A 21939-nucleotide genomic window follows, 5' to 3' on the forward strand; every position below is an offset into this window, starting at 1 on the left:
TAGGGTAGTAGAATACTTAATGGCCAGGGGCTTCTCTCTTTCGTCTTTTGGCATCCTTCATTAGGCTATAAAAATGTAAAGGGTCGGGCAATTATTTCCCGACCCTCAACAGGTTTAGTTGTGCAAATACTAAGTAAATAAAGCATTGCCTCGCAATGCGGAATATATAAAGATTCTGGTTTTATTATTGACAATGAATGTACTCCAATACTAATTCTTTAATAGCATCATTTTTTCCATATAAGCGCTCACTCAAGTCCTTATCATCAAATTGCTTTAGCTTTTCAATAGTATGGCTGATAACACGTTCAGGAAATACATTGTTAGCTTCAAATAGCTGACGTTTAGCTTCAAGTCGCTCTGCCGATTCAAAACACGATGTAGGTAATTGCTCCAAGCCGCCTTCTGGCATCTGATTAAAAATGTTACCGTTAACATATAGTTTTTCGGCTCTTTCTAATCCATCTGGTAAATTAAGACCATGCTCAGCGGCAGTAATCAGGCCTGCTATGGTTAAGTGAATATTGGCTGAACCATCAGGAGCACGAAACTCGACAGTTTGCTTGCTGTCTGTATCGGCTGGTTTTAAATCAATGTTAGGGTTAGCATCAAAAATCATCTTCTCAACACCGCCAGTCCACCCGAGTGGTACACGAACAAGTGCAGAACGGTTTCTGTCGCCCCAGCAAATATTCGTTGGCGCTTCCTGATGAGGTACAAGGCGTAGGTATGAAGTAGGAATGGTATTACCAAAGGCTGTTAAGGCATCAGCCATATCTAAAATTCCAGCAATCACTTTTTGGGCCACGTCGCTAAGACCTGTTTCGGCCAGCATGATGTTTTTGCCATCTTTTTCAACCAACATGTGGAAGTGTAGTCCGCTACCCGCTTTACCAACAGTGATTTTAGGTGCAAAACTAATTTCAACATTGAGTTTCTCAGCCAACATACGCAGTACCCATTTGGCAATCAACATTTGGTCGGCTGCAAACTCAGGCTCTGTTGGCAGAAACTCTATTTCGTGTTGTTCATATGCTTCATTGCCAGCTGTGAAAGTGCCCACTTCGGCATGTCCATACTTAATTTGACCACCACATTGGGCAATCAGCTTCAAAGCTTCTTTACGCATGGATTCAAATTTGGCAAAGGGCTCTGATTCGTGATATCCCTTTTGATCAGATGCGGGGAAGTTGCTGGTGCGCTCGCTATTGACGTAGTATTCTAATTCGCCTAAGAACTTCATGCTCATGCCTGTCGAAGTCATGAAGTGCTTGTGGGCTTTCCGCAGAATGTTTTCAGGGGCTGACTCTAAGGCCTGGCCTTTATGATCGTAAAACGAGCATAATATTTCAATTGATGGAATTTCGGAGAATGGATTTAGAAAGGCTGTTCTGTAGCGTGGGACTACATATAAGTCACTGCTGCCTGCTTCCATAAATGAAAACAGACTTGAGCCGTCAACACGCTCACCCGCTGATAATATAGCGTCAAGATGTTCGCGGCTTGAAGCAACAAAGTTGAGGCTTTTCAAACGTCCATCTTCAGCAACATATCTGAAGTTGAGCATTCTTATTTCGTTGGCCTCCATATATTGTATAATGTCCTCTTTGGTAAATTCAGAAGCTGACTTCTGTAAATATCTGGCAAGAGGATTGGGATTTAAAGTAACTGATCGATTCATGGTTGTCTATTAATATTTTGATGCATGCAAGATGCTAATAGAAAAATCTGTATTTGATGATGAAAGTCAGTAATGATGAAAAATGAACATGTTATTAAGCATACAAATAGGGTAGGGAGGATAAAAAAACAAAAAATATACTATAGATAGATGAATAAAACAGGGTGACGTGAATAATAGTAGAAATAAATGTCGGAATTTCATTTTGGATTGGATGATTCGGGTTTGAAAATTACAACTGAATAATTGGTGCTTGGTGTGATTTTTGTAAGTTTATGGCTCAATTCTTAAAAGAAAGTAACACATGCGATTAAGCTTCATTGGAATAATATTATTTGGATTGATTAGCTTGGTGAGTGCACAAGAAGAGCAGTTTGATAATAAGCTTCTTGGTGTTTCTGCTGATGAACTGCAATTAAGTAAAGATTCATTGCCTGTTGCTGATTTTAGTATGAATGTAGGTATAAGTGCATTTTCGAATTTAGAAGGCATGTATGGTTTTAATACATACCTGGCACCGCAGTGGTCAATTATGCCCGCTAAAAAATTTCAGGTAGATATAATGCCTTACCTTAGTCGAACCAATTATTATAACATTCCGGCATTAGGTCAGGTAGATGCTACAAAGCTAACGTTAGACGAGACCATGTTGCAGTTCGGTGTTTATGCGCAAGGAACTTACCTTATTAGCGATAAAGTGTATGCAGGAGCTGCTGTTTTTCTTAATACGAACATTCCCGAAAGCAATAACTCTAGTTTACAAGGTTTAAATAATTATGGGGCTTCTACTTATGTGGGGTATCGTTTTACCGATAATTTTAGAGCAGAGGTTTCCTTTGGTGTAAGTAAGAACCCGGTATTTTACAACCCTACTCCTGGTTTTACGCCCATGGTGTTCCCTCGTAATCCATATAATCGTTTTTAGAGCTTGATGGATGGTTCTAATTTGCATTAAAGCCAGTGCTGTCAGGTTAAGTAATAAGTAATCCCTAAAGTCAGACTGATTAAAGCCCGGGAGTAAAGCATTTTTTTATCAGGCTTTTTTGTCAACTACGTACTAAGTAAAAACACATCGACTATCGCCATAATAGCTCTATCGTAGCGCATTCTTTACCCAAAATTGAGTGTCGTAAACTTTCAACTTACAGTTGTCTTGCTTGCGTCAAAATAAATTAATATATTCAAGTGTCTCAATTTTAATCACGTACATCCTAAAAATCAGTGCTATGCTAAACATTGCTCTTTTTGGCCCACCGGGTGCGGGTAAAGGCACTCAATCCGAATTCTTAATTAAAAAGTATAATCTTTTCTACATTTCCACAGGTGATATTCTTCGTAAGGAACTCGCTGAAGAAACAAAGCTGGGTCTTGAGGCTAAGACCATTATTGCACGCGGAGGCCTGGTATCTGATGAGATAATCGTTCAGATAATCGAAAAAACGATTAAGAATAATCCTGACGCTAATGGATTCTTGTTTGATGGCTTCCCTCGAACTTTCGTACAAGCTTATATACTTGAAGGTTTGATGATTAAGTTGAATACAAAGCTAGATTTGCTGATTAGCATTGAGGTTCCGGAAGAGGAGTCGGTTAAGCGTTTGTTGTTGCGTGGCGAAACTTCTGGTCGTTTAGATGATAACGATGAGGTGATTCGTAATCGATTGCGAGAATATGATGAGAAAACCAAGCCGGTATTAGATTTTTACCGAGAGAAGGGAAATTATAAAGCGATAGATGGTGTACAGGAGATTAAAAAAGTAACCACCGAAATAAGTATTGCCGTCAATAAGGAAGTAGAGAAAAAGCAGCTGAATATTGTGCTGTTTGGTTCGCCGGGTTCTGGTCGTGGTTCATTAGGAAGAGCGATTGCTGAAAAATACAACCTTGAATTTGTTTCGACCGGTGACATGCTGGATGAGGAGATATCAAAAGGAACGGAGCTGGGAAAGCAGGTTAAGGAAAAGTATGATAATGGGCAATTGGTTTCTGATGAGATTGTGATTCAGTTGATTGAGCGAAAAATGAAGCAGTCGAATAATGCCAAGGGTTTCATTTTTAAAGGTTATCCGCGAACCCTGGTGCAGTCCTATATCTTGGATGGTATTTTAATGAAGCACGATGCCATTATAAATAAGATTATTGAATTGGATGTAGAAACGCTTGAATTGGTTCGAAGGCTTGATAATCGCAGTAAAACTGATCAGTGCATGCCTTACGATTCGAGTACTGCTAAAATCGTTCAGCGGCTAGAAGATCATACCAACAAAACGATTCCGGTAATTGAGAAGTATAAAGAAATTCATGACGTTGCCGTCGTGAACGGTACAGATTGTTTTGAAGATGTGATGGGGCGCGTATCGGCTGAAATCGAAAGTAGCTTTAGGGCACTGGACTAAAAATAATAGATAGGGAATTTAACTGAGCTTAAGTAATTACTTAAGCTCAGTTTTTTTATTATAATTCAATAATTTTGTCTTCTTTGGTTTGTGCATCAACTACTGTGATGGCGGCCATGTCAACAATCTCGCGTACCGAACTTTGCTGTTGTAGCACGTGAATTGGTTTTCTGATACCAAGCAAGATAGGGCCGATAATTTCAACCTGGCCTAATTCGTGCATCATTTTATAAGCAATATTACCAGAACTCAAGCTCGGAAAGATAACGGTATTGACCTCTTTATTTCCTAACTTAGAAAAAGGAAAGCGTTTAGCTCTTAATTCGGCATTAAAGGCATAGTTGGCTTGCATTTCTCCATCTACTAATATATCCGGATAATTTTCATGTAGGTAATCAACAGCATTTCGAACACGTTTAGGGCTTCCTTCGCGTGTTGAACCAAAATTCGAATATGAAACCATGGCTACAACAGGTTCAATGTTAAACTTCTTAACCTCATTAACAGTCAGTAGTGTTGTATCTGCCAAAGTGCGTGTTGCTGGTTGATAGTTTACTGTTGTGTCGGCAAAAAAGTAAGGCCCTTTTTTGGTCATTACTATGTACATGCCTGCAATATGGTTCAGTGTATTGTTAGTACCAGATATTTGTAATGCAGGTCGAATGGTGTCTGCATACTTATTGGAAAAACCACCTATAAAACCATCGGCTTCACCCACTTCAACCATCATGGTACCAAAGTAGTTCCGATCGAGCATCTGATACAATGCCTCTTCTCTGTTTAATCCTTTCCTCTGACGTTTCTGATAGAGGATTTCAGCGTATTCTCTTCTTTTCTCGGCCTGCTCTTTTGCTTTATTGTCAATAATTGGTAAGTCAAGTACATTGAGGTTGTTTTCATTGGCAATCTCCTCAATTTTTTGACGATCACCTAATAAAATCGGCTCAGCAATCTTTTGTGAGCGAACCACTTCAACGGCTTTAAGAACTTTAAAGTTGTCGGCATCCGAGAAGATGATGCGTTTTTTATCAGATTTAGCGCGTGTTCTAATGTCACGAACAAGCTTATTGTAGATGCCCATGCGCTTCATCAGTTCAATCTTATATTGGTCCCAATCAACAATGTCAAGACGAGCCACACCTGATTCCATGGCGGCTTTAGCTACAGCCGGAGCTACTTCTGTTATTAGTCTTGGATCAAGAGGTTTGGGTATGATGTAGTCTTTGCCAAAGATGAGGTTCTGACTCTTGTAAGCTGCATTAACCTGATCTGGTACGTCTTTTTTTGCTAATTCGGCCAATGCATACACCGCCGCCTTTTTCATGTCTTCATTAATGGCTTTAGCTCTTACATCTAATGCTCCTCTGAATATAAAAGGAAATCCCAAAACATTGTTCACCTGATTAGGGTAATCAGAACGGCCTGTTGCTACAATTATATCGGGTCTTGCCGAAATGGCATCTTCATAATCGATTTCTGGTACCGGATTGGCCAAGGCAAAAACAATAGGATTGGCAGCCATGCTTTTGATCATATCTTTACTTAGGATGTTCCCTTTTGATAAGCCAAGAAACATATCAGCTCCTTTAATCACATCTTCAAGGTTTGACAGTTCACTGTCCTGAGCAAATTCAATTTTATATTTGTTCAGGTTGGTTCTGCTTTTGGTCATCAAGCCTTTACTGTCAAGCATCCACACATTTTCACGCTTAACGCCCAGGCTGATATAAAGTTTTGAACACATAATGGCTGAGGCACCTGCGCCGTTAACTACCACTTTAATGTTTTCCAGTTTTTTGCCCGCGACTTCAACAGCATTAAGAAGGCCGGCAGCTGAGATAATGGCTGTTCCGTGCTGGTCATCATGAAAAACCGGGATGTCCAGTTCTTCCTGCAGTCGGGTTTCAATCTCGAAGCATTCAGGAGCCTTAATGTCCTCCAGGTTGATACCCCCGAAAGTGGGAGCTATAGCTTTGGCAACTTTCACAAAGTCATCTACATTCTTTTCATCTACTTCAATGTCAAATACGTCAACATCGGAAAATACCTTAAAAAGTAATCCTTTGCCTTCCATTACCGGTTTACCTGCAAGCGCCCCAATATCTCCCAGTCCGAGTACTGCAGTTCCATTTGATATCACACCTACCAAGTTTCCTTTGGCTGTATAACGATAGGCATCATCTGGGTTTTGTTCGATTTCTTTGCACGGCTCAGCTACACCAGGTGAATATGCTAAAGATAAATCCAGTTGAGAGCTGTACGGTTTGGTTGGAATAACTTCTATTTTTCCAGGCCTTCCATTTTCGTGGTAATGCAAGGCATCTTGTTTTGAGGTTGACATTTTTTAGTGTTTTATGAGATGGCAAATGTTGTGTTTTTTATTCAAATTTAGATTGATAAATATCCAGATAATAACATAACTTACATCACTCTGCTGGTTAATAAAGTTACTGAAAGTATCATGCAATTGCTATGCTCGATGATTTGAGTTTTGAAAGTTCATTTAAAAAAGGCTTGAAATCGTGTGTGAGTGTCATTTTTATTAAAAAACAGCAATGATTTTTCGATAATCTACTTCAATGTTGGGATGTATGTTTTCATCTTGGTGTCAAAGGATGCTTGTTGGTGCATATAATTTGAGAATTAGTCGTTTGGCCATCTGACAAAATCAGAGTGCTATTGTGTATAAGTAGTTGCCCGTTTTGTTTTTATTTTGATTGTAACCATTAATTATAGACGAAGAGTGGTGCGGGCTATTTATATATGTACTGCTCATTGTAAGTAAATAAGGATGGGTTGTGTAATGATGTAGAGCTGTAAATGTGTTTCTAATTCATGTTTTATTATTGATTTTGAACATTGATTACTCTGTTTTGCTCATAACAAATTATTAACTTTGTCGCCTTTGATAGATGAAAATGCTATCAATACTAAGAATACAATGTCTATTTGTAATTATTCACCTATTTGATAAAACATAGTTATGTCAGTAGCACAAGAGAGACGTAAGAAGGTTACTACTCATGTTTTGAGTGAGATGAAAATGCGTGATGAAAAGATTGCCATGCTCACAGCTTATGATTATTCATTGGCAAAGATTGTTGATAGTGCAGGTGTGGATGTCATATTAGTAGGTGATTCCGCTTCAAATGTGATGGCAGGTTGGGAAACCACGCTTCCGATTACGCTTGATCAGATGATTTATCATGGCGCTTCGGTTGTGCGAGCGGTTCAGCGTTCCTTAGTGGTGGTTGATATGCCATTTGGTACCTATCAGGGAAACTCCAAAGAGGCTTTAACTTCCGCAATTAGGATAATGAAAGAAACGGCTGCTGATGCGGTGAAATTAGAAGGCGGAAGTGAAATTATAGAATCTGTTGAGCGCATTTTATCAGCTGGTATACCTGTGATGGGGCATTTAGGACTTACGCCACAATCAATTCATAAGTTCGGAACATATACGGTACGAGCCAAGCAGGAGGAGGAAGCAGAAAAATTAATACAAGATGCACACTTATTGGAAGATACCGGGTGCTTTGGTATTGTTTTGGAGAAAATTCCAGCGTCTTTGGCCGGGCAGGTTGCAAAAGAAGTTAAGATTCCGATTATTGGAATTGGTGCAGGTAATCAGGTAGATGGCCAAGTGTTGGTGCTGCACGATATGCTAGGTATTAACCAGGAGTTCTCACCTCGTTTTTTACGACGCTATCATAATTTGTTTGCTGAGGTAAGAGGGGCTGTTGGAAATTACATTGAAGATGTGAAAAGTGTTGACTTCCCTAATGAAAGAGAGCAGTATTAATTATTTGTGTGATTGATAATGCAATAAATATGCTGTTGTTGCTAGTATAAGTTGTATTTTTGCGGCCTAATAATAAGTGAGTTAAATGTAGGCCGATAAGGAAGTTAATAAAATGAAGAAACTGGATATACTTTTCGAAGATAATCACATTATTGCGATTAATAAGTCGTCGTCAGATATTGTGCAAGGTGATAAAACGGGTGATGAGACTTTAAGCGATAGGGTAAAGGCCTATATTAAAAAGAAATATAACAAACCTGGTGATGTTTTCTTAGGAGTTGTACACCGATTAGACAGGCCTGTGAGTGGAGTTGTTTTGTTTGCTCGAACCAGCAAGGCGTTGAGCCGACTTAATAAGATGTTTCAGGAAAAAACCATTAAGAAAACGTATTGGGCTTTGGTTGCTGAATTGCCTGCTAATGATACTGGTCGATTGGTTCATCACATTCTTAAAAACTCAGAAAAGAATAAATCCTATGCTTTTCCAAAGCCTCGTAATGGCTCTAAAGAAGCTATTTTGAATTACCGATTAGTTTCAGGTTTGAAAAACTATTACATGCTCGAGGTTAATTTGGAGACGGGCCGTCATCATCAGATTCGCTGTCAATTAGCAAAAATAGGCTGTCCTATTCGTGGCGATCTAAAATACGGTTTCCCTCGTTCTAATAAGGATGGAAGCATTTCGTTACATGCGCGTAAAATTGAATTTGAACATCCTGTTAAAAAGGAACCAATCACCATTGTGGCATCTACACCTGAGACAGAGAATTTGTGGAAGGAATTTCGTAATGTGAATGGGTAATCTGTTAGTCTTCGGACTTTAACAAACCTTCACCAACAAATGATAACGGCAGCAAATCTTTGCTGCTTTTTACTTTTTGGATAGATGACTTACCAACTAGTAGGATATTATAAGCTTGCTTAAATCTCAATTCTGTTTCTAGTAAAACCTGACGGCATGCCCCGCATGGAGCAACCGGATTTTCTAAAATGCCATTTTTATTCATGGCGATAATGGCCATCGAAACAACCGGAGTTTCCGGGTATTGGGTATTGGCATAAAACATCGCTGTGCGTTCAGCACAAAGTCCTGAGGGGTAAGCGGCATTTTCCTGATTACTACCAGTAATTATCTTGCCATTTTTAAGAAGAACGGCAGCGCCAACTTTAAACTCGGAGTATGGTGCATAAGCTTTAAGGCAAACCTCTTTAGCTGAATCAATTAGTAATTGTTCTGGCTGACTGAGTTCTTTGCTGTTTTCGTATACTTCTATTTGTGTAGTCAGGTTGAGTTGTTTCATGCTTCATATGTAAAGCACACAAGATAGTAAATAAGCCTGAATCAAAAAGTATGGATAATAAAAAAGGAGACCGTTTGGTCTCCTTCTGTATTTTTGGCTTAATTAAATATTAAGCGTTTGTTGCTTTCTTAACGATAGCTTTGAAAGCTTCCGGGTGGTTCATTGCTAGGTCAGCAAGAACTTTACGGTTGATTTCAATGTTTTGAGCATGTAACATACCCATTAATTTACTGTATGATACACCTTCAAGACGTGCAGCAGCATTGATACGCTGAATCCATAATGCACGGAATGTACTCTTTTTCTTCTTTCTGTCGCGGTAAGCGTATGAAAGACCTTTTTCGTATGCGTTTTTAGCAACTGTCCATACATTTTTTCTACGTCCAAAGTAACCTTTGGTTTGCTTTAAAAGCTTTCTGCGTCGTTCTCTTGACGCTACATGATTGACTGATCTTGGCATTTTAAAATCATTTTCGAATGGTTAGCGCCCCCTTCGGGAATCTTTACAGCTAATTCACTCTGGTTAAATAAAAAATCTTTCCTTCTCCTCGTTGAGAAATGGTCTACTTCATTGTTAATAATAGCTTGATGTTTGATTCATCAGCTTTATGAACAGTGCCAGCATACGTCAAATTTCTCTTCTGCTTCGTAGTCTTCTTAGTTAAGATGTGACTTTTGAAGGCATGCTTCCTCTTGATTTTTCCGCTTCCAGTGATTGTAAAACGCTTTTTAGCACTGGAATTTGTCTTCATTTTTGGCATTATTCCTATATATTTAGTTATAAAAAATAAGCTATTTGTTCTTGGCGCTTACCTTTGGCGAAATAAACATGGTCATGCGCTTACCTTCTAACTTAGGTAATTGCTCAACTTTGCCAATCTCTTCAAGGTCTTGTGCGAAACGTAACAAAAGAATCTCGCCTTTATCCTTAAATAAGATCGAACGACCTTTAAAGAATACAAACGCTTTTACTTTTGCACCTTCTCCAAGGAACTTCTCAGCGTGTTTTAATTTAAACTGATAATCATGATCATCAGTATTTGGGCCGAAACGAATTTCCTTAACAACAACTTTAACAGCTTTGGCTTTCAGCTCTTTTTGCTTGCGTTTTTGTTGATAAAGGAACTTTTGGTAATCCGTTATCTTACATACGGGTGGATCTGCATTTGGTGAAATTTCTACCAAATCCAAGTCTAACTCGTCAGCAATCTTAATGGCTTCCATTGTAGGGTAAACGCCTGGGTTCTCGATATTGTCGCCAACAAGTCGAACCTGAGGTACCCTAATATTTCTGTTAATTCTGTGAGCAGGCTCCTGTTTTACCGGACGCACATGCCTTCTGTTTGGTCTAGCTATTGTTAAACCCTCCTTTGATTAATTAATACTTATTGTTCGATCTCAGAAAGCATTTTTTCTACTTCCTGATTAATAAAATCAACAAAATCTTGTTGAGTCATGGCGCCTTTATCTCCTTCTCCCTGCTTGCGAACGGCAATTTTGCCTTCCGCTGCTTCCTTTTCTCCTACAATTAGAAGATATGGAATTCGCTTTAACTCGTTGTCCCTTATCTTCTTACCGATTTTCTCATTGCGGTCGTCTAGAACGGCACGAATATCGGAATTATTTAGGAAATTTAAAACTTTTTCTGCGTAATCATTATATTTTTCGCTGATTGGCAAAATAACCACTTGTTCAGGTGTTAGCCACAACGGGAATTTACCTGCTGTATGCTCAATCAAGACGGCGACGAAACGTTCCATACTGCCAAATGGAGCACGGTGAATCATTACCGGACGATGCTTTTGGTTGTCGCTACCTATGTATTCCAACTCAAAGCGCTCAGGTAAGTTGTAATCAACCTGAATGGTCCCTAGTTGCCATTTGCGACCAAGGGCATCTTTAACCATAAAGTCAAGCTTAGGACCATAGAACGCGGCCTCACCATATTCAACAATGGTGTTCATGCCTTTTTCTTCGCATGCCTCAATAATTGCTTGTTCAGCTTTATTCCAATTGTCTTCAGTACCAATGTATTTTGAATGATCATTTCGATCGCGCAATGATACCTGAGTGACATAGTCTTTAAAGTCAAGTGCTTTAAAGATGTATAATATAATGTCAATTACTTTCTTGAATTCGTCTTTTAGCTGGTCCGGGCGACAGAATAAGTGAGCGTCATCCTGGGTAAAACCACGTACTCTAGTTAATCCATGCAACTCACCGCTCTGCTCATAACGATATACTGTACCAAATTCGGCAAAACGAATTGGTAAATCTTTATATGAACGAGGCTTTGTTTTGTAAATCTCACAATGGTGAGGGCAGTTCATTGGTTTTAACAAGAACTCTTCACCTTCAGCCGGGGTGTTAATGGGCTGGAATGAATCCTTACCGTATTTAGCGTAGTGACCAGAAGTCACATAAAGCTCTTTGTTTCCAATATGAGGCGTGATAACTGGCTCGTAACCATATTTCATTTGTACGCGCTTCAGGAAGTTTTCCAAGCGCTCACGAAGTTTGGCTCCTTTTGGTAGCCATAACGGAAGGCCTTGTCCTACTTTTTGTGAGAAGGCAAATAATTCCAATTCCTTACCAATTTTACGATGATCGCGTTTTTGTGCCTCTTCAAGCAATACCAGGTATTCTTCCAATAACTTGGCTTTTGGAAATGATATGGCATAGATGCGAGTCAACTGCTTCCGTGTTTCATCACCTCTCCAATAAGCGCCGGCTACACTCAGTAACTTAATTGCTTTAATTGGTGAAGTTGATGGCAAGTGAGGTCCACGGCAAAGATCTGTGAAGTTGCCCTGCTTATAGAATGAGATAGTACCGTCTTCCAGTTCATTAATCAACTCCAACTTGTACTCATCGTTCTTTTTTGTGAAATAACCTAAAGCCTCTGCTTTTGAAACTTCACTTCGGACATAGGCATTTTTCTGACTAACCAGCTCTTTAAATTTCTTTTCGATTTTTGGCAGATCGGAGTCTTTAATAACCTGATCGCCTGTATCAATGTCATAGTAGAAGCCATTTTCAATGGTGGGGCCAATACCGAACTTGGTACTAGGGTATAAAGCCTCAATAGCTTCAGCCATAAGGTGAGCTGATGAATGCCAAAAAGCATGTTTTCCTTCCTCATCGTCCCATTTGTGCAATTTAATGCTGGCATCTGTGGTTATTGGGCGCGTCAAATCTGTTAAGGTGTCATTCACCGTAATGGATAAAACCTCTTTAGCCAAGCGTGGGCTAATACTTTGCGCAATTTCTAAACCAGTTACGCCTGCTTCAAACTCTCTGACACTCTGGTCTGGAAAGGTAATATTTATCATGCTACTATCGCTTAGATTTTAAAAACATGCAAAGATATATAAAACCCACTAAAACAAAGGTGGGAAGCTGCTTTTTTTACTTTAAATTAATGCTAATTTTAAAATGCTGTCAAATTCCATTGTTTTATAGCTATGTAATTTGTTAGCTTTGACTTTATGAAGCTGTTTAGGTTTGATAATTAAGATAAATTTTGGTGAGCACATTGCTAAAGAAATCTTCAGATAGCAATCATATTGGCATCAACATTGTCAGAGTGGTGAATTTAATTGCTCAAAGATAAATTATATACAGGTTTAAAAGAATAGAAATAGATTAATACGATAAACAATTTACAAATGAAGCACTTAAGTATTTTATCTGCACTGCTGTTGATATCAGTAGTTGTATTTGCACAAAAGCAGACAGTGTCGTTGGAGGATATTACTGCGAAAGGAACTTTTAACGCTAAGTCGGTTAGAGGATTGCGCTCAATGGTTGATGGTGTACATTATACAACCCTTGAAGGAGGTAAAAGAATTGTGAAGTATCAGTATTCAACGGGAAAAAAAGTGGCTGATGTTTTTGATTTGGAGGCATTGAAAGAGGAATCAGATATTAAAACCATTGAAGGATATGAGTTTAATGGCAGTGAAACAAAAATATTGATTTATACCAATGCGGAGTATATATATCGTCACTCTTTTAAAGCTGATTATTATGTGTATGACATTCAGTATAAAGAGTTGAAGCCATTGTCAGAAGGAGGTAAGCAACAGATTGCTTCTTTTTCACCAAATGGTGAAATGGTGGCCTTTGTTCGTGAAAACGACTTACACTTATCAAAGCTTAAATTTGGTACTGAAAGTGCCATTACTGATGATGGAGAGTTTAATGAGATAATAAACGGAATGCCTGATTGGGTGTACGAAGAGGAGTTTGGCTTTAATAAGGCTTATGACTGGTCGCCCGATAGTAAGGAAATAGCTTTTATTCGTTTTGATGAAACGAATGTTAAAGAATTTGCGTTCCCAATTTATGAGGCATCGTACCCAAATAACGAAGCGTATAGTTTGTATCCCGGACAGTATAAATTCAAATATCCTAAGGCTGGGCAAGACAATTCAATTGTTAGTGTACATGTTTATAATATTAAAAACCGCAAGACGAAAGCCATGGATATTGGTAAAGAAACCGATATTTATATCCCACGTGTGCGCTTTACTCACGAAGGTGGTAAATTGGGTATTATTAAGTTGAATCGTCATCAGAACTTTATGGAGTTGATGATTGCCAATACCAATTCAGGTGTTTGTAATACTGTATTTACTGACAGAAATGAGCGTTATATTGGGCAGGACGTGTTGGATAACCTTCAATTCCTCGAAGATGGAAAGCACTTTGTGTATGTTGGTGAGATGGATGGTTACAATCATATTTACCTCTACACAATGGCTGGACGGCAGGTTCGTCAGATTACAAAAGGGGAGTGGGATGTGACCGATTACCTTGGTTATAATGCTAAAACCCGCATGTTCTACTATCAGGCAGCTGCTAAGTCGCCGATGCAACGCGAAGTATACGCTGTGCGTAACGATGGTAAAAAGAGTCTGCAATTTTCTACTGTTGCAGGTACCAATAAAGCTGATTTTAGTAAAGGCTTTAAATATTATATCAATTACCTGTCAAACACAACAACTCCAACCTTGGTTACTTTGCACGATAGTAATGGTAAGCAGATTCGTGTTTTGGAAGATAATAAAGATTTAAAAGCCAGAGTTGAGGGTTTTGAAATGAGTCCTAAAGAATTCTTCTCTTTCAAAACAAGTGAAGGTGTTGAGTTGAATGGCTGGATGGTAAAACCCTTAAACTTCGATCCAAATAAAGAATACCCGGTTTTGATGACACAATATAGTGGACCAAATTCACAGCAAGTGCTTGATAACTGGCGTGTGGGTTGGGAGCAATATCTGGCAGCCGAAGGTTACATGGTGGCTTGTGTTGATCCGCGCGGAACAGGTGCTCGGGGTGAGGAGTTTCGTAAGTGTACTTACCGTAAGCTAGGTAAATACGAATCAGACGATCAAATTGAAGCGGCTAAATACCTTGGTTCTTTAGCTTATGTTGATGCTTCAAGAATTGGAATATGGGGTTGGAGTTATGGTGGTTTTATGACTTCACTGTGTTTAAGTAAGTCAGATGTGTTCAAAGTAGGTATTGCTGTTGCTCCGGTAACCAACTGGCGTTATTACGATTCGGTATATACTGAGCGTTATATGCGTAAACCACAGGAAAACCCTAAAGGTTACGATGATAATAGCCCAATTAATCATGTTGATAATTTGAGTGGACGCTTATTCCTGATTCATGGTACAGCAGATGACAATGTGCATTTTCAAAATGTGATGGAGTATGTAGACCGGCTGGTACAGGCAGGTAAGCAGTTTGATATGTTTGCTTACCCGAACCGTAAACATAGTATCTATGGAGGTAACGTACGTAATCACTTATATCGAATGAAAGCAGATTACTTGTTCCGTAATTTATAATAGAACTAGCTAGTTATAAGGCTGAAGAAAAAAAGGATGTCATCTTTATTTGTATTAACAGATAAAGATGACATCCTTTTTTATGAATTCTCTTAGTCTCTTGTTGATGCCAGGCAAGTATTTTATTACTTTTTCAACTCTTCCTTCAAATACTTTGCTGTATAGCTTTTTTTCTTTCTAGCTACTTCTTCGGGCGTTCCGGCTGCCATTAACTGACCACCAAAACGTCCGCCATCGGGGCCAATGTCAATAATATGGTCAGCTACTTTAATAACATCTAGGTTGTGCTCTATAACCAAAACGCTATTGCCTTTAGCTACCAGGCGATGCAATACATCCAATAGCACCCGGATGTCCTCAAAGTGAAGACCAGTGGTTGGTTCATCCAATATGTAAATGGTTTTACCAGTGTCTCTCTTGGCCAGTTCAGCAGCTAGTTTAACACGTTGGCTTTCACCACCTGATAGCGTAGTTGATGGTTGCCCGAGTGTGATATATCCCAAGCCTACATCCTGAAGGGTTTTGAGTATTTTCGATAGTTTTGGTATATGCTCAAAGAAATTAACAGCCTGGTTGATGGTCATATCCAGTACATCGCTGATAGATTTTCCTTTGTAGCGTACCTCACATGTTTCACGATTGTATCGTCGACCGCCGCAATCGGGGCATTCGACCATTACATCGGGCAAGAAATTCATTTCAATCACTTGCACGCCACCTCCTTTACAGGTTTCGCAACGTCCGCCAGCCACATTAAATGAAAAACGCCCAGGTTTATAGGCTCTTATTTTTGATTCAGGCAGTTCAGCAAACAGCTTTCTGATTTCGTCAAATATTTTAGTGTATGTTGCCGGGTTAGAACGAGGTGTTCTGCCCAAAGGTTTTTGGTCGACATCCACCACCTTATCCAAATGCTCAATGCCGCTAACCGATTTATAGGGGAGTGGATCTTTTACTGCCTTGTAAAAGTGCTGATTCAGAATTGGGTATAGGGTTTCGTTAACTAAGGTTGACTTGCCGCTGCCCGAGACGCCAGTTACACAGATAAGTTTGCCAAGTGGAAAATCGACATTGATATTTTGAAGGTTATGACCACTTGCACCCTTTATAGAGATGATCTTGTCATTTCCATTACGACGTTCTTTTGGTATTGCAATTTTCTTTTTGCCAGTCAGGTAATCGGCTGTTAGTGAGTTTGACTGCAATATTTCCAAAGGTGTACCATGAGCTACCACTTCACCGCCATGTCGTCCGGCATGTGGCCCCATGTCTATTACATAGTCTGCAGCCATCATCATGTCGTGGTCGTGTTCGACTACCAAAACACTGTTACCCGTGTCGCGTAATTGGCAAAGTGAATTAATCAGGCGGTGGTTATCGCGCTGGTGCAAGCCGATGCTCGGTTCGTCTAGTATGTACAGTACATTAACCAGTTGAGAGCCTATTTGAGTAGCTAGCCTTATTCGTTGACTCTCACCACCTGAAAGGGTCATGGCACTGCGATTGAGAGATAAGTATTCGAGTCCTACATTAATTAAAAAGCCAAGTCGATTGCGAATCTCTTTTAGTACCTCATAACCGATGGTTTTTTGCTTTTCGCTCATTCGATCTTCGAGTCCTTGAAACCATTCATGCAAAAGGCCTAAGTCTAAATCGGCCAATTCGGCAATGTTTTTATTATCAATTTTAAAATGAAGTGCTTCCTTGTTTAAACGCTGACCTTCACATTCTGAACATGTATTGTTTTTAATAAATTGATTGGCCCATTTACGGGCTTTCATCGAGGTGTCATTATCTTGTTGCTCAAGTATATACTTAATTACCCCTTCAAAACTTAGGTAGTAGTTTGAAGCACTGCCTAGTGGAGTGTTTTTGAGTGTTAAAGGTTCGCTTGAGCCATGCAGGATAACATCCAACGCTTCTTCGGGTATGTTTTTAATGGCTGTGTTTACCGAGAATCCATATTTCTCGCCAATAGCTTCTATTTGCCAAAATATCAGATTGTTTTTGTATTTGCCCAATGGAGCAATGCCGCCTTTTTTAATTGTTGAGTTAGCATCAGGTACTATTTTATCAAAGTCTACTTCGTCAATAGTGCCCAGTCCTTTACATTTAGGGCAAGCTCCCTGTGGAGAGTTAAAAGAAAAGGAGTGAGGAGCCGGTTCATTGTATGATAAGCCAGATGAAGGACACATCAATTGGCGGCTGTAAAAGCGTTGCTCATCCGAATCTTTGTCAACAAGCATCATAATGCCTTTGCCATGCTGCATGGCTAGTCGGATACTCTCTTTTAGTCGTTTTGTGTCTTTGTTTGATACGGCAATGCGATCAATTACCATTTCAATAAAATGGTTTTTGTATCGATCGACTTTCATGCCATGCACCACTTCCTGTATTTCACCGTCAATGCGAACGTGCAAAAAGCCCTTTTTTCTTATCTGCTCAAATAACTCTTTGTAGTGTCCCTTGCGTCCTTTTACGAGAGGAGCTGCAATGTATACCTTTCGGCCGGTGAATTGCTCAAGTATAAGATCCAGAATCTGGTCATCAGTATATTTGACCATTTTTTCACCAGTGTTATAGGAGAAAGCTTCACCTGCACGAGCGAAAAACAGACGAAGGAAATCATATATTTCTGTAATAGTGCCAACCGTTGAGCGTGGGTTTTTACCTGTTGTTTTTTGTTCAATGGAGATTACAGGGCTTAAGCCTGTTATTTTATCAACATCAGGACGTTCCATGTTGCCCAAAAACTGTCGGGCATAGGCTGAAAAGGTTTCAATATACCGTCGCTGCCCTTCGGCATAAATAGTATCGAAGGCCAATGAAGATTTACCACTTCCACTTAAACCAGTAACGACTACCAGTTTGTTTCGCGGAATTGATACATCAATGTTTTGAAGGTTATGCACACGCGCACCTAATACATCTATTCTTTCAGTTTCGTCTACTTGCTCAATGGTTCTTATTCCTTCGTCCTTCATTATGCAGATAATAGCGGTGAATTCTATGTTTTCAAAAAAACACCCAAAGATAATGAATAGTTCGAATGGTTAGAGTGGCTTCTTTTAAAGTGCGCTTTAGAGTGTGACTTTTATGTCAAATGATTGGCTAAAATGGGTTTGAATCAAATGGAGTATCCGTAAACGGGCTGTTGCCACCAAAGGGTGAATTTTCCTTTTGTTTGGGTCGACCTCCGTTGTCACCACCTCCGGACCAAGGAGGTTTGCCATCTCCCGGACTCCAATCCGATGACATCGCAATGGATACTGATAAGTCATTGTAAAAGGTTGTTATGCTTGGGCGAGTATATGTTTTTTTCATCACCTCTTCTTCGTTATTCGATATGGTTTCAATTGTGAGATTGAAACCATGAATTATTAATATGAAGATTTGGGATGGAGCTTGCTGATAAACAATATCTATGCCAATCGTTTTTTATACTATGCTATGGGATGTGTCAAGGAATACGCATGATAATTTCTAGCAAAAAAAAGCAACCTGAAATCAGGTTGCTTTTCAATTATGTATGTCAATGCTTTTAAATACTGTCTTTGTCGCTTGTAAGATTCTTATTTATACTTTGAACCGAATTAGAGGGTAAATCAAGTACATAAGTTTTTTTACTTGAATTAGTAAGATAAGCCTCGCGTAACCAAGGATTTAAATCCTTTAATTCCTTGTATGTTGTACCGTGTTCGATGGCAAAGTCAGCGAAGTTTTTAACACCTGTTTTTACTTCGATGCTAGAAGTTTGAATGCCTGGATATAAATCTTCATTTTTGACATGAAAACCGTATATCTCGGGATGTGATAGGATTTCTTTAATTGCCAGGATACGATAAACATATCGCCCTGTTTCTTCACCTAATAACAGGTCGTAATAGCTTTTGGTTTTTTGACGATCCAATTGGCGATTAACACCTGTTCGTCCTGCGTTATAAGCCGCAGCAGCTAATGTCCAACTACCATAGTAGTCGTGCATTTTCTTTAAATACTTACAAGCAGCCACTGTTGATTTTTCGATATGGTATCGTTCATCAACCTCTTTTGTAACTTCTAAACCATATTCGCGGGCAGTAGCTCTCATAAATTGCCAAAGACCAACGGCTCCGGCAGGTGACTTGGCCCGAGGCATAAAGTTACTTTCAATTAACGAAAGGTATTTGAAATCGTCAGGAATACCCTGTTCCTTTAGTATGGGTTCGATAATTGGGAAATAGCGATTAGCGCGTTTGATAAATAAGATGGTTTGTGATTGCCAGTAGGTGTTGACCAATAACTCACGATCGAAGCTTTCCTTTACATCGTAACGTGAGATTGGAGCTTGTTCGCCCGCGAAGTTAATAGCTGTAGGGATATCCAGAGATGAGATTGCATAACTGCTTTCACTTGAACTTTCATCTTCAATAATAACAGCAGGCTCTGAAGAATGAATAAATAATTGTGACACCATAATGATGGCAATAACTGCCAGTGAAACGGATAATAACTTAGTGAAAAAACTCGCTTTCATAACCTCTCTCTTTCTCAAATTTTTCAATGGACACCAAAATTAAAATTTAGCTCATACAAACCAAAAAGCGTGCCGCATTACTTATTAACACTCTGTATTATTTATTGATGTGTGGCAGGTAGTAGTACTACGCCAGTAAATCAAAAATGTTTGTATAAAAGACAAAAAAAGAAGAGTCTTTCGACTCTTCTCCAATTATTATTTTATAACTGTTGCCGGATCAACAAACTTTCCATCTTTTTTAATCTCTAAATGTAAATGCGATCCGGTTGAAATACCACTGCTGCCTAATAATCCAACTATATCACCTTGCTTTACTTTTTGTCCTTCTTTTACCTTGTAGGCATTAAGCTGCGAGTATAGTGAAGAGTATCCATTCTCATGGTCGACTATTACAAAACGGCCATGGCCTTTGCCATCGATAAATTCGTGTTTAACCTTACGTACTGTTCCATCACCAATAGCTAAGACTTTTGTGTTTAAAGGGGCTACATAGTCAACACCATTGTGTTGCTTCATCTTCTTGGTTATGGGGTGTTTGCGTATGCCGAAGCCTGATGAAATTCTTGTTAAATCTTCTTTTTTTATGGGAGAATCAAACTCAATAGTATTATCTTTTTTTCTTTGTTTTGTTGCTTTAAAATTTAGAAAATTATTTGGGTTAACATTTTTCCCATTTTCATAAATCTCGAAATGCAAATGCGGAGCTGTGGTTTTACCTGTGTTACCTACGAAAGCAATAACGTCGCCCTGATTTACACTCTGACCTTCTGCTACATTAAAACTATTAAGGTGTGCATAAACAGTCTTGTATTCATTGAAGTGTTGAATTTCAATTCGTTTTCCATAACCAGCATCTGTTGAAATTTTTGACACTTTGCCTGATTGACTTGCGAGTACCGGGGTGTCCATGTTTGCTGTAAAGTCTAAACCGGGATGAAATCGTTTAGTTTTATGAATAGGATGGATTCTGTAGCCCCATCCGCTAGCAGTTCTTTTGTAATTATTGATAGGAATAATGAACGTAGTAGAGTTTGTGTTTGATGAATCGTTGGGTGTCATTACTTTATCACTTAATGCATACTCATTCATCTCAAATTGTAGAGGTTTGATCTTAATAGCTGATGTAGAAACTATTGCAACTCCTATAATAATTGGGATGATTAATACCAGTTTGATAAGTGGATTTGATTTATACTTTGCCATTTTTATTCGTTTTTTAATGAGTTTATAAGAGAAAGGACTCATTAGAGGCGAATAGTTGTGGGCAGATGATTGCTGTAATACCAGGTTAAAATACTCTTTAATAGAAGTGTTTTGAGTGGCATCACTATCTGCCTGAAATTCATGAACCTCTTCTAAAGCCTTTCGGTACAGATAAATAAACGGGTTCATCCAAAAGATGATAAGCAGTATTTCCAATAGCAGACGATCGAGCGAATGTTTATGTTTTAAATGGCTCAATTCGTGTGTGATAATGCTGTGCCCTTTGGGTGAACGCCATACTTTCGGGGAAATGAAGATATAACGAAAGAAAGAAAAGGCATGAGGCTGGTTAAATAATACCAGGGTGAATTTATTTTGATTTACTTTTTCATTGGCATGAATCGTTTTCAATAAATGAATAATGTTATTAAGAAATCTGTATAAGAAAACTGAAGATAGAAGTATAGGAAATACTAACCACCAATAATGCTCTATAAGCGATGGTTCTTGTACAACTGTTGTTGGAATACTTTGTTCTTCAATGAAACTGAATTGATTAACAGTTGACTGCAGGGTTTCAATAATCGGAAGTGGTTCGACTGTGCTATTGGTAATATTTATCCTTATAAACGGGAAAATATATGAAAATGATAAGCTTGCTAACAGGTAAAACCGACTCAGCTTAAAAAATGACTCTTTTTGTAGCAATAGGTAGTATATCAGGAAAAAGATACCTGATACAACGCTACTCTTTAAAAGATATAAACCAACTTCTTCCATTATTTTTTCTTATCTGAAATTTTCTGGTCAATCAATGCTTTTAGTTCTTCTAATTCAGAAACGGAGAGGTCACTTTCTTTGGTAAAGAAAGAGGCAAATTGTTGCTGTGAGTTGTTGAAAAAGTTTTGAACCAGGTTAGTCATGTATCGCTTTGAGTAAGCCGTTTTTTTAATTAGAGGAAAATACTCATTGACCTTACCGTAGGTGTTAAAGCCAATAGCTTTCTTTTTAACTAAAACGCGTACAACAGTCGAAACGGTTGTGTAAGCTGGCTTAGGTTCGGGATATTGTTCGACTATATCCTTTAAAAAACCTTTGTCTATATTCCACAGATATTGCATTACCTGTTCTTCTGCTTTCGTTAATTCAATCATTTTCCCAAAATGTTTGCTACAAATA

General features: G+C 38.8%; 17 protein-coding genes. 5 read left to right on the forward strand and 12 right to left on the reverse strand.

What is annotated here, in order from left to right; translation table 11 throughout:
- Positions 1 to 184: 184 nt before the first annotated feature.
- A complete protein-coding gene (locus JIV24_RS06785) occupies positions 185 to 1681 on the reverse strand; it encodes a glutamine synthetase family protein (RefSeq protein WP_200464271.1) in 1497 nt (498 codons plus the stop codon).
- A gap of 304 nt (positions 1682 to 1985) precedes the next feature.
- On the opposite strand from JIV24_RS06785, the gene JIV24_RS06790 reads away from it, so the two are divergent.
- Both JIV24_RS06790 and JIV24_RS06795 read left to right on the forward strand, forming a co-directional pair.
- Positions 1986 to 2606, forward strand: coding sequence for a hypothetical protein (locus JIV24_RS06790; protein WP_200464272.1), 621 nt, complete (start codon positions 1986 to 1988; stop codon positions 2604 to 2606).
- 301 nt (positions 2607 to 2907) lie between these two features.
- Positions 2908 to 4077, forward strand: coding sequence for an adenylate kinase (locus JIV24_RS06795; protein WP_200464273.1), 1170 nt, complete (start codon positions 2908 to 2910; stop codon positions 4075 to 4077).
- Between the two features lie 58 nt (positions 4078 to 4135).
- Here the strand turns inward: JIV24_RS06795 and JIV24_RS22920 are convergent, their stop codons facing one another.
- Positions 4136 to 6418 (reverse strand): NADP-dependent malic enzyme, encoded by a 2283-nt coding sequence (locus JIV24_RS22920; protein WP_200464274.1) that lies wholly within the window; start codon positions 6416 to 6418, stop codon positions 4136 to 4138.
- Between the two features lie 642 nt (positions 6419 to 7060).
- Here JIV24_RS22920 and panB point away from each other — a divergent pair.
- The gene (panB, locus tag JIV24_RS06805; RefSeq protein ID WP_200464275.1) at positions 7061 to 7879 is read left to right on the forward strand and encodes a 3-methyl-2-oxobutanoate hydroxymethyltransferase; all 819 of its coding nucleotides are present in this window, start codon (positions 7061 to 7063) and stop codon (positions 7877 to 7879) included.
- Positions 7880 to 7991: 112 nt separating this feature from the next.
- Positions 7992 to 8681, forward strand: a complete 690-nt coding sequence (locus tag JIV24_RS06810) for an RluA family pseudouridine synthase (protein ID WP_200464276.1) — start codon at positions 7992 to 7994, stop codon at positions 8679 to 8681.
- A 4-nt stretch (positions 8682 to 8685) separates the two neighbouring features.
- Here the strand turns inward: JIV24_RS06810 and cdd are convergent, their stop codons facing one another.
- The 5 genes from cdd to thrS form a co-directional block, all read right to left on the reverse strand.
- A complete protein-coding gene (cdd, locus tag JIV24_RS06815; RefSeq protein ID WP_200464277.1) occupies positions 8686 to 9180 on the reverse strand; it encodes a cytidine deaminase in 495 nt (164 codons plus the stop codon).
- 109 nt (positions 9181 to 9289) lie between these two features.
- Complete coding sequence (gene rplT, locus JIV24_RS06820) at positions 9290 to 9640, reverse strand: 50S ribosomal protein L20 (protein ID WP_200464278.1); 351 nt, start codon at positions 9638 to 9640, stop codon at positions 9290 to 9292.
- A gap of 103 nt (positions 9641 to 9743) precedes the next feature.
- Entirely contained in the window at positions 9744 to 9941 is a 198-nt protein-coding gene (gene rpmI, locus JIV24_RS06825) for a 50S ribosomal protein L35 (protein WP_200464279.1), read from the reverse strand.
- A gap of 31 nt (positions 9942 to 9972) precedes the next feature.
- The gene (infC, locus tag JIV24_RS06830; protein ID WP_200464280.1) at positions 9973 to 10512 is read right to left on the reverse strand and encodes a translation initiation factor IF-3; all 540 of its coding nucleotides are present in this window, start codon (positions 10510 to 10512) and stop codon (positions 9973 to 9975) included.
- Between the two features lie 53 nt (positions 10513 to 10565).
- Positions 10566 to 12512, reverse strand: a complete 1947-nt coding sequence (gene thrS, locus JIV24_RS06835) for a threonine--tRNA ligase (protein ID WP_200464281.1) — start codon at positions 12510 to 12512, stop codon at positions 10566 to 10568.
- Between the two features lie 336 nt (positions 12513 to 12848).
- Between thrS and JIV24_RS06840 the strand changes: the two genes are divergently transcribed.
- Positions 12849 to 15038: a S9 family peptidase gene (locus tag JIV24_RS06840; RefSeq protein WP_200464282.1), complete on the forward strand. Its 2190-nt coding sequence runs from the start codon at positions 12849 to 12851 to the stop codon at positions 15036 to 15038.
- A gap of 125 nt (positions 15039 to 15163) precedes the next feature.
- Here JIV24_RS06840 and uvrA read toward each other — a convergent pair whose 3' ends face one another.
- The 5 genes from uvrA to JIV24_RS06865 all read right to left on the reverse strand — a co-directional run bounded on the left by uvrA (position 15164) and on the right by JIV24_RS06865 (position 21914).
- A complete protein-coding gene (uvrA, locus tag JIV24_RS06845) occupies positions 15164 to 18022 on the reverse strand; it encodes an excinuclease ABC subunit UvrA (RefSeq protein ID WP_200464283.1) in 2859 nt (952 codons plus the stop codon).
- A 127-nt stretch (positions 18023 to 18149) separates the two neighbouring features.
- Entirely contained in the window at positions 18150 to 18362 is a 213-nt protein-coding gene (locus JIV24_RS06850) for a hypothetical protein (protein WP_200464284.1), read from the reverse strand.
- Between the two features lie 217 nt (positions 18363 to 18579).
- Positions 18580 to 19554, reverse strand: a complete 975-nt coding sequence (locus JIV24_RS06855) for a lytic transglycosylase domain-containing protein (protein ID WP_200464285.1) — start codon at positions 19552 to 19554, stop codon at positions 18580 to 18582.
- A 198-nt stretch (positions 19555 to 19752) separates the two neighbouring features.
- On the reverse strand, positions 19753 to 21540 hold the full coding sequence (locus JIV24_RS06860; RefSeq protein WP_200464286.1) for a peptidoglycan DD-metalloendopeptidase family protein: 1788 nt from the start codon (positions 21538 to 21540) through the stop codon (positions 19753 to 19755).
- A complete protein-coding gene (locus JIV24_RS06865) occupies positions 21540 to 21914 on the reverse strand; it encodes a BlaI/MecI/CopY family transcriptional regulator (protein ID WP_200464287.1) in 375 nt (124 codons plus the stop codon). Before JIV24_RS06865 ends, JIV24_RS06860 begins: the two co-directional genes overlap by 1 nt.
- Positions 21915 to 21939 lie beyond the last annotated feature (25 nt).

It is taken from the genome of Carboxylicivirga marina (assembly GCF_016612505.1).
GTDB classification, from domain to species: Bacteria; Bacteroidota; Bacteroidia; order Bacteroidales; family Marinilabiliaceae; genus Carboxylicivirga; species Carboxylicivirga marina.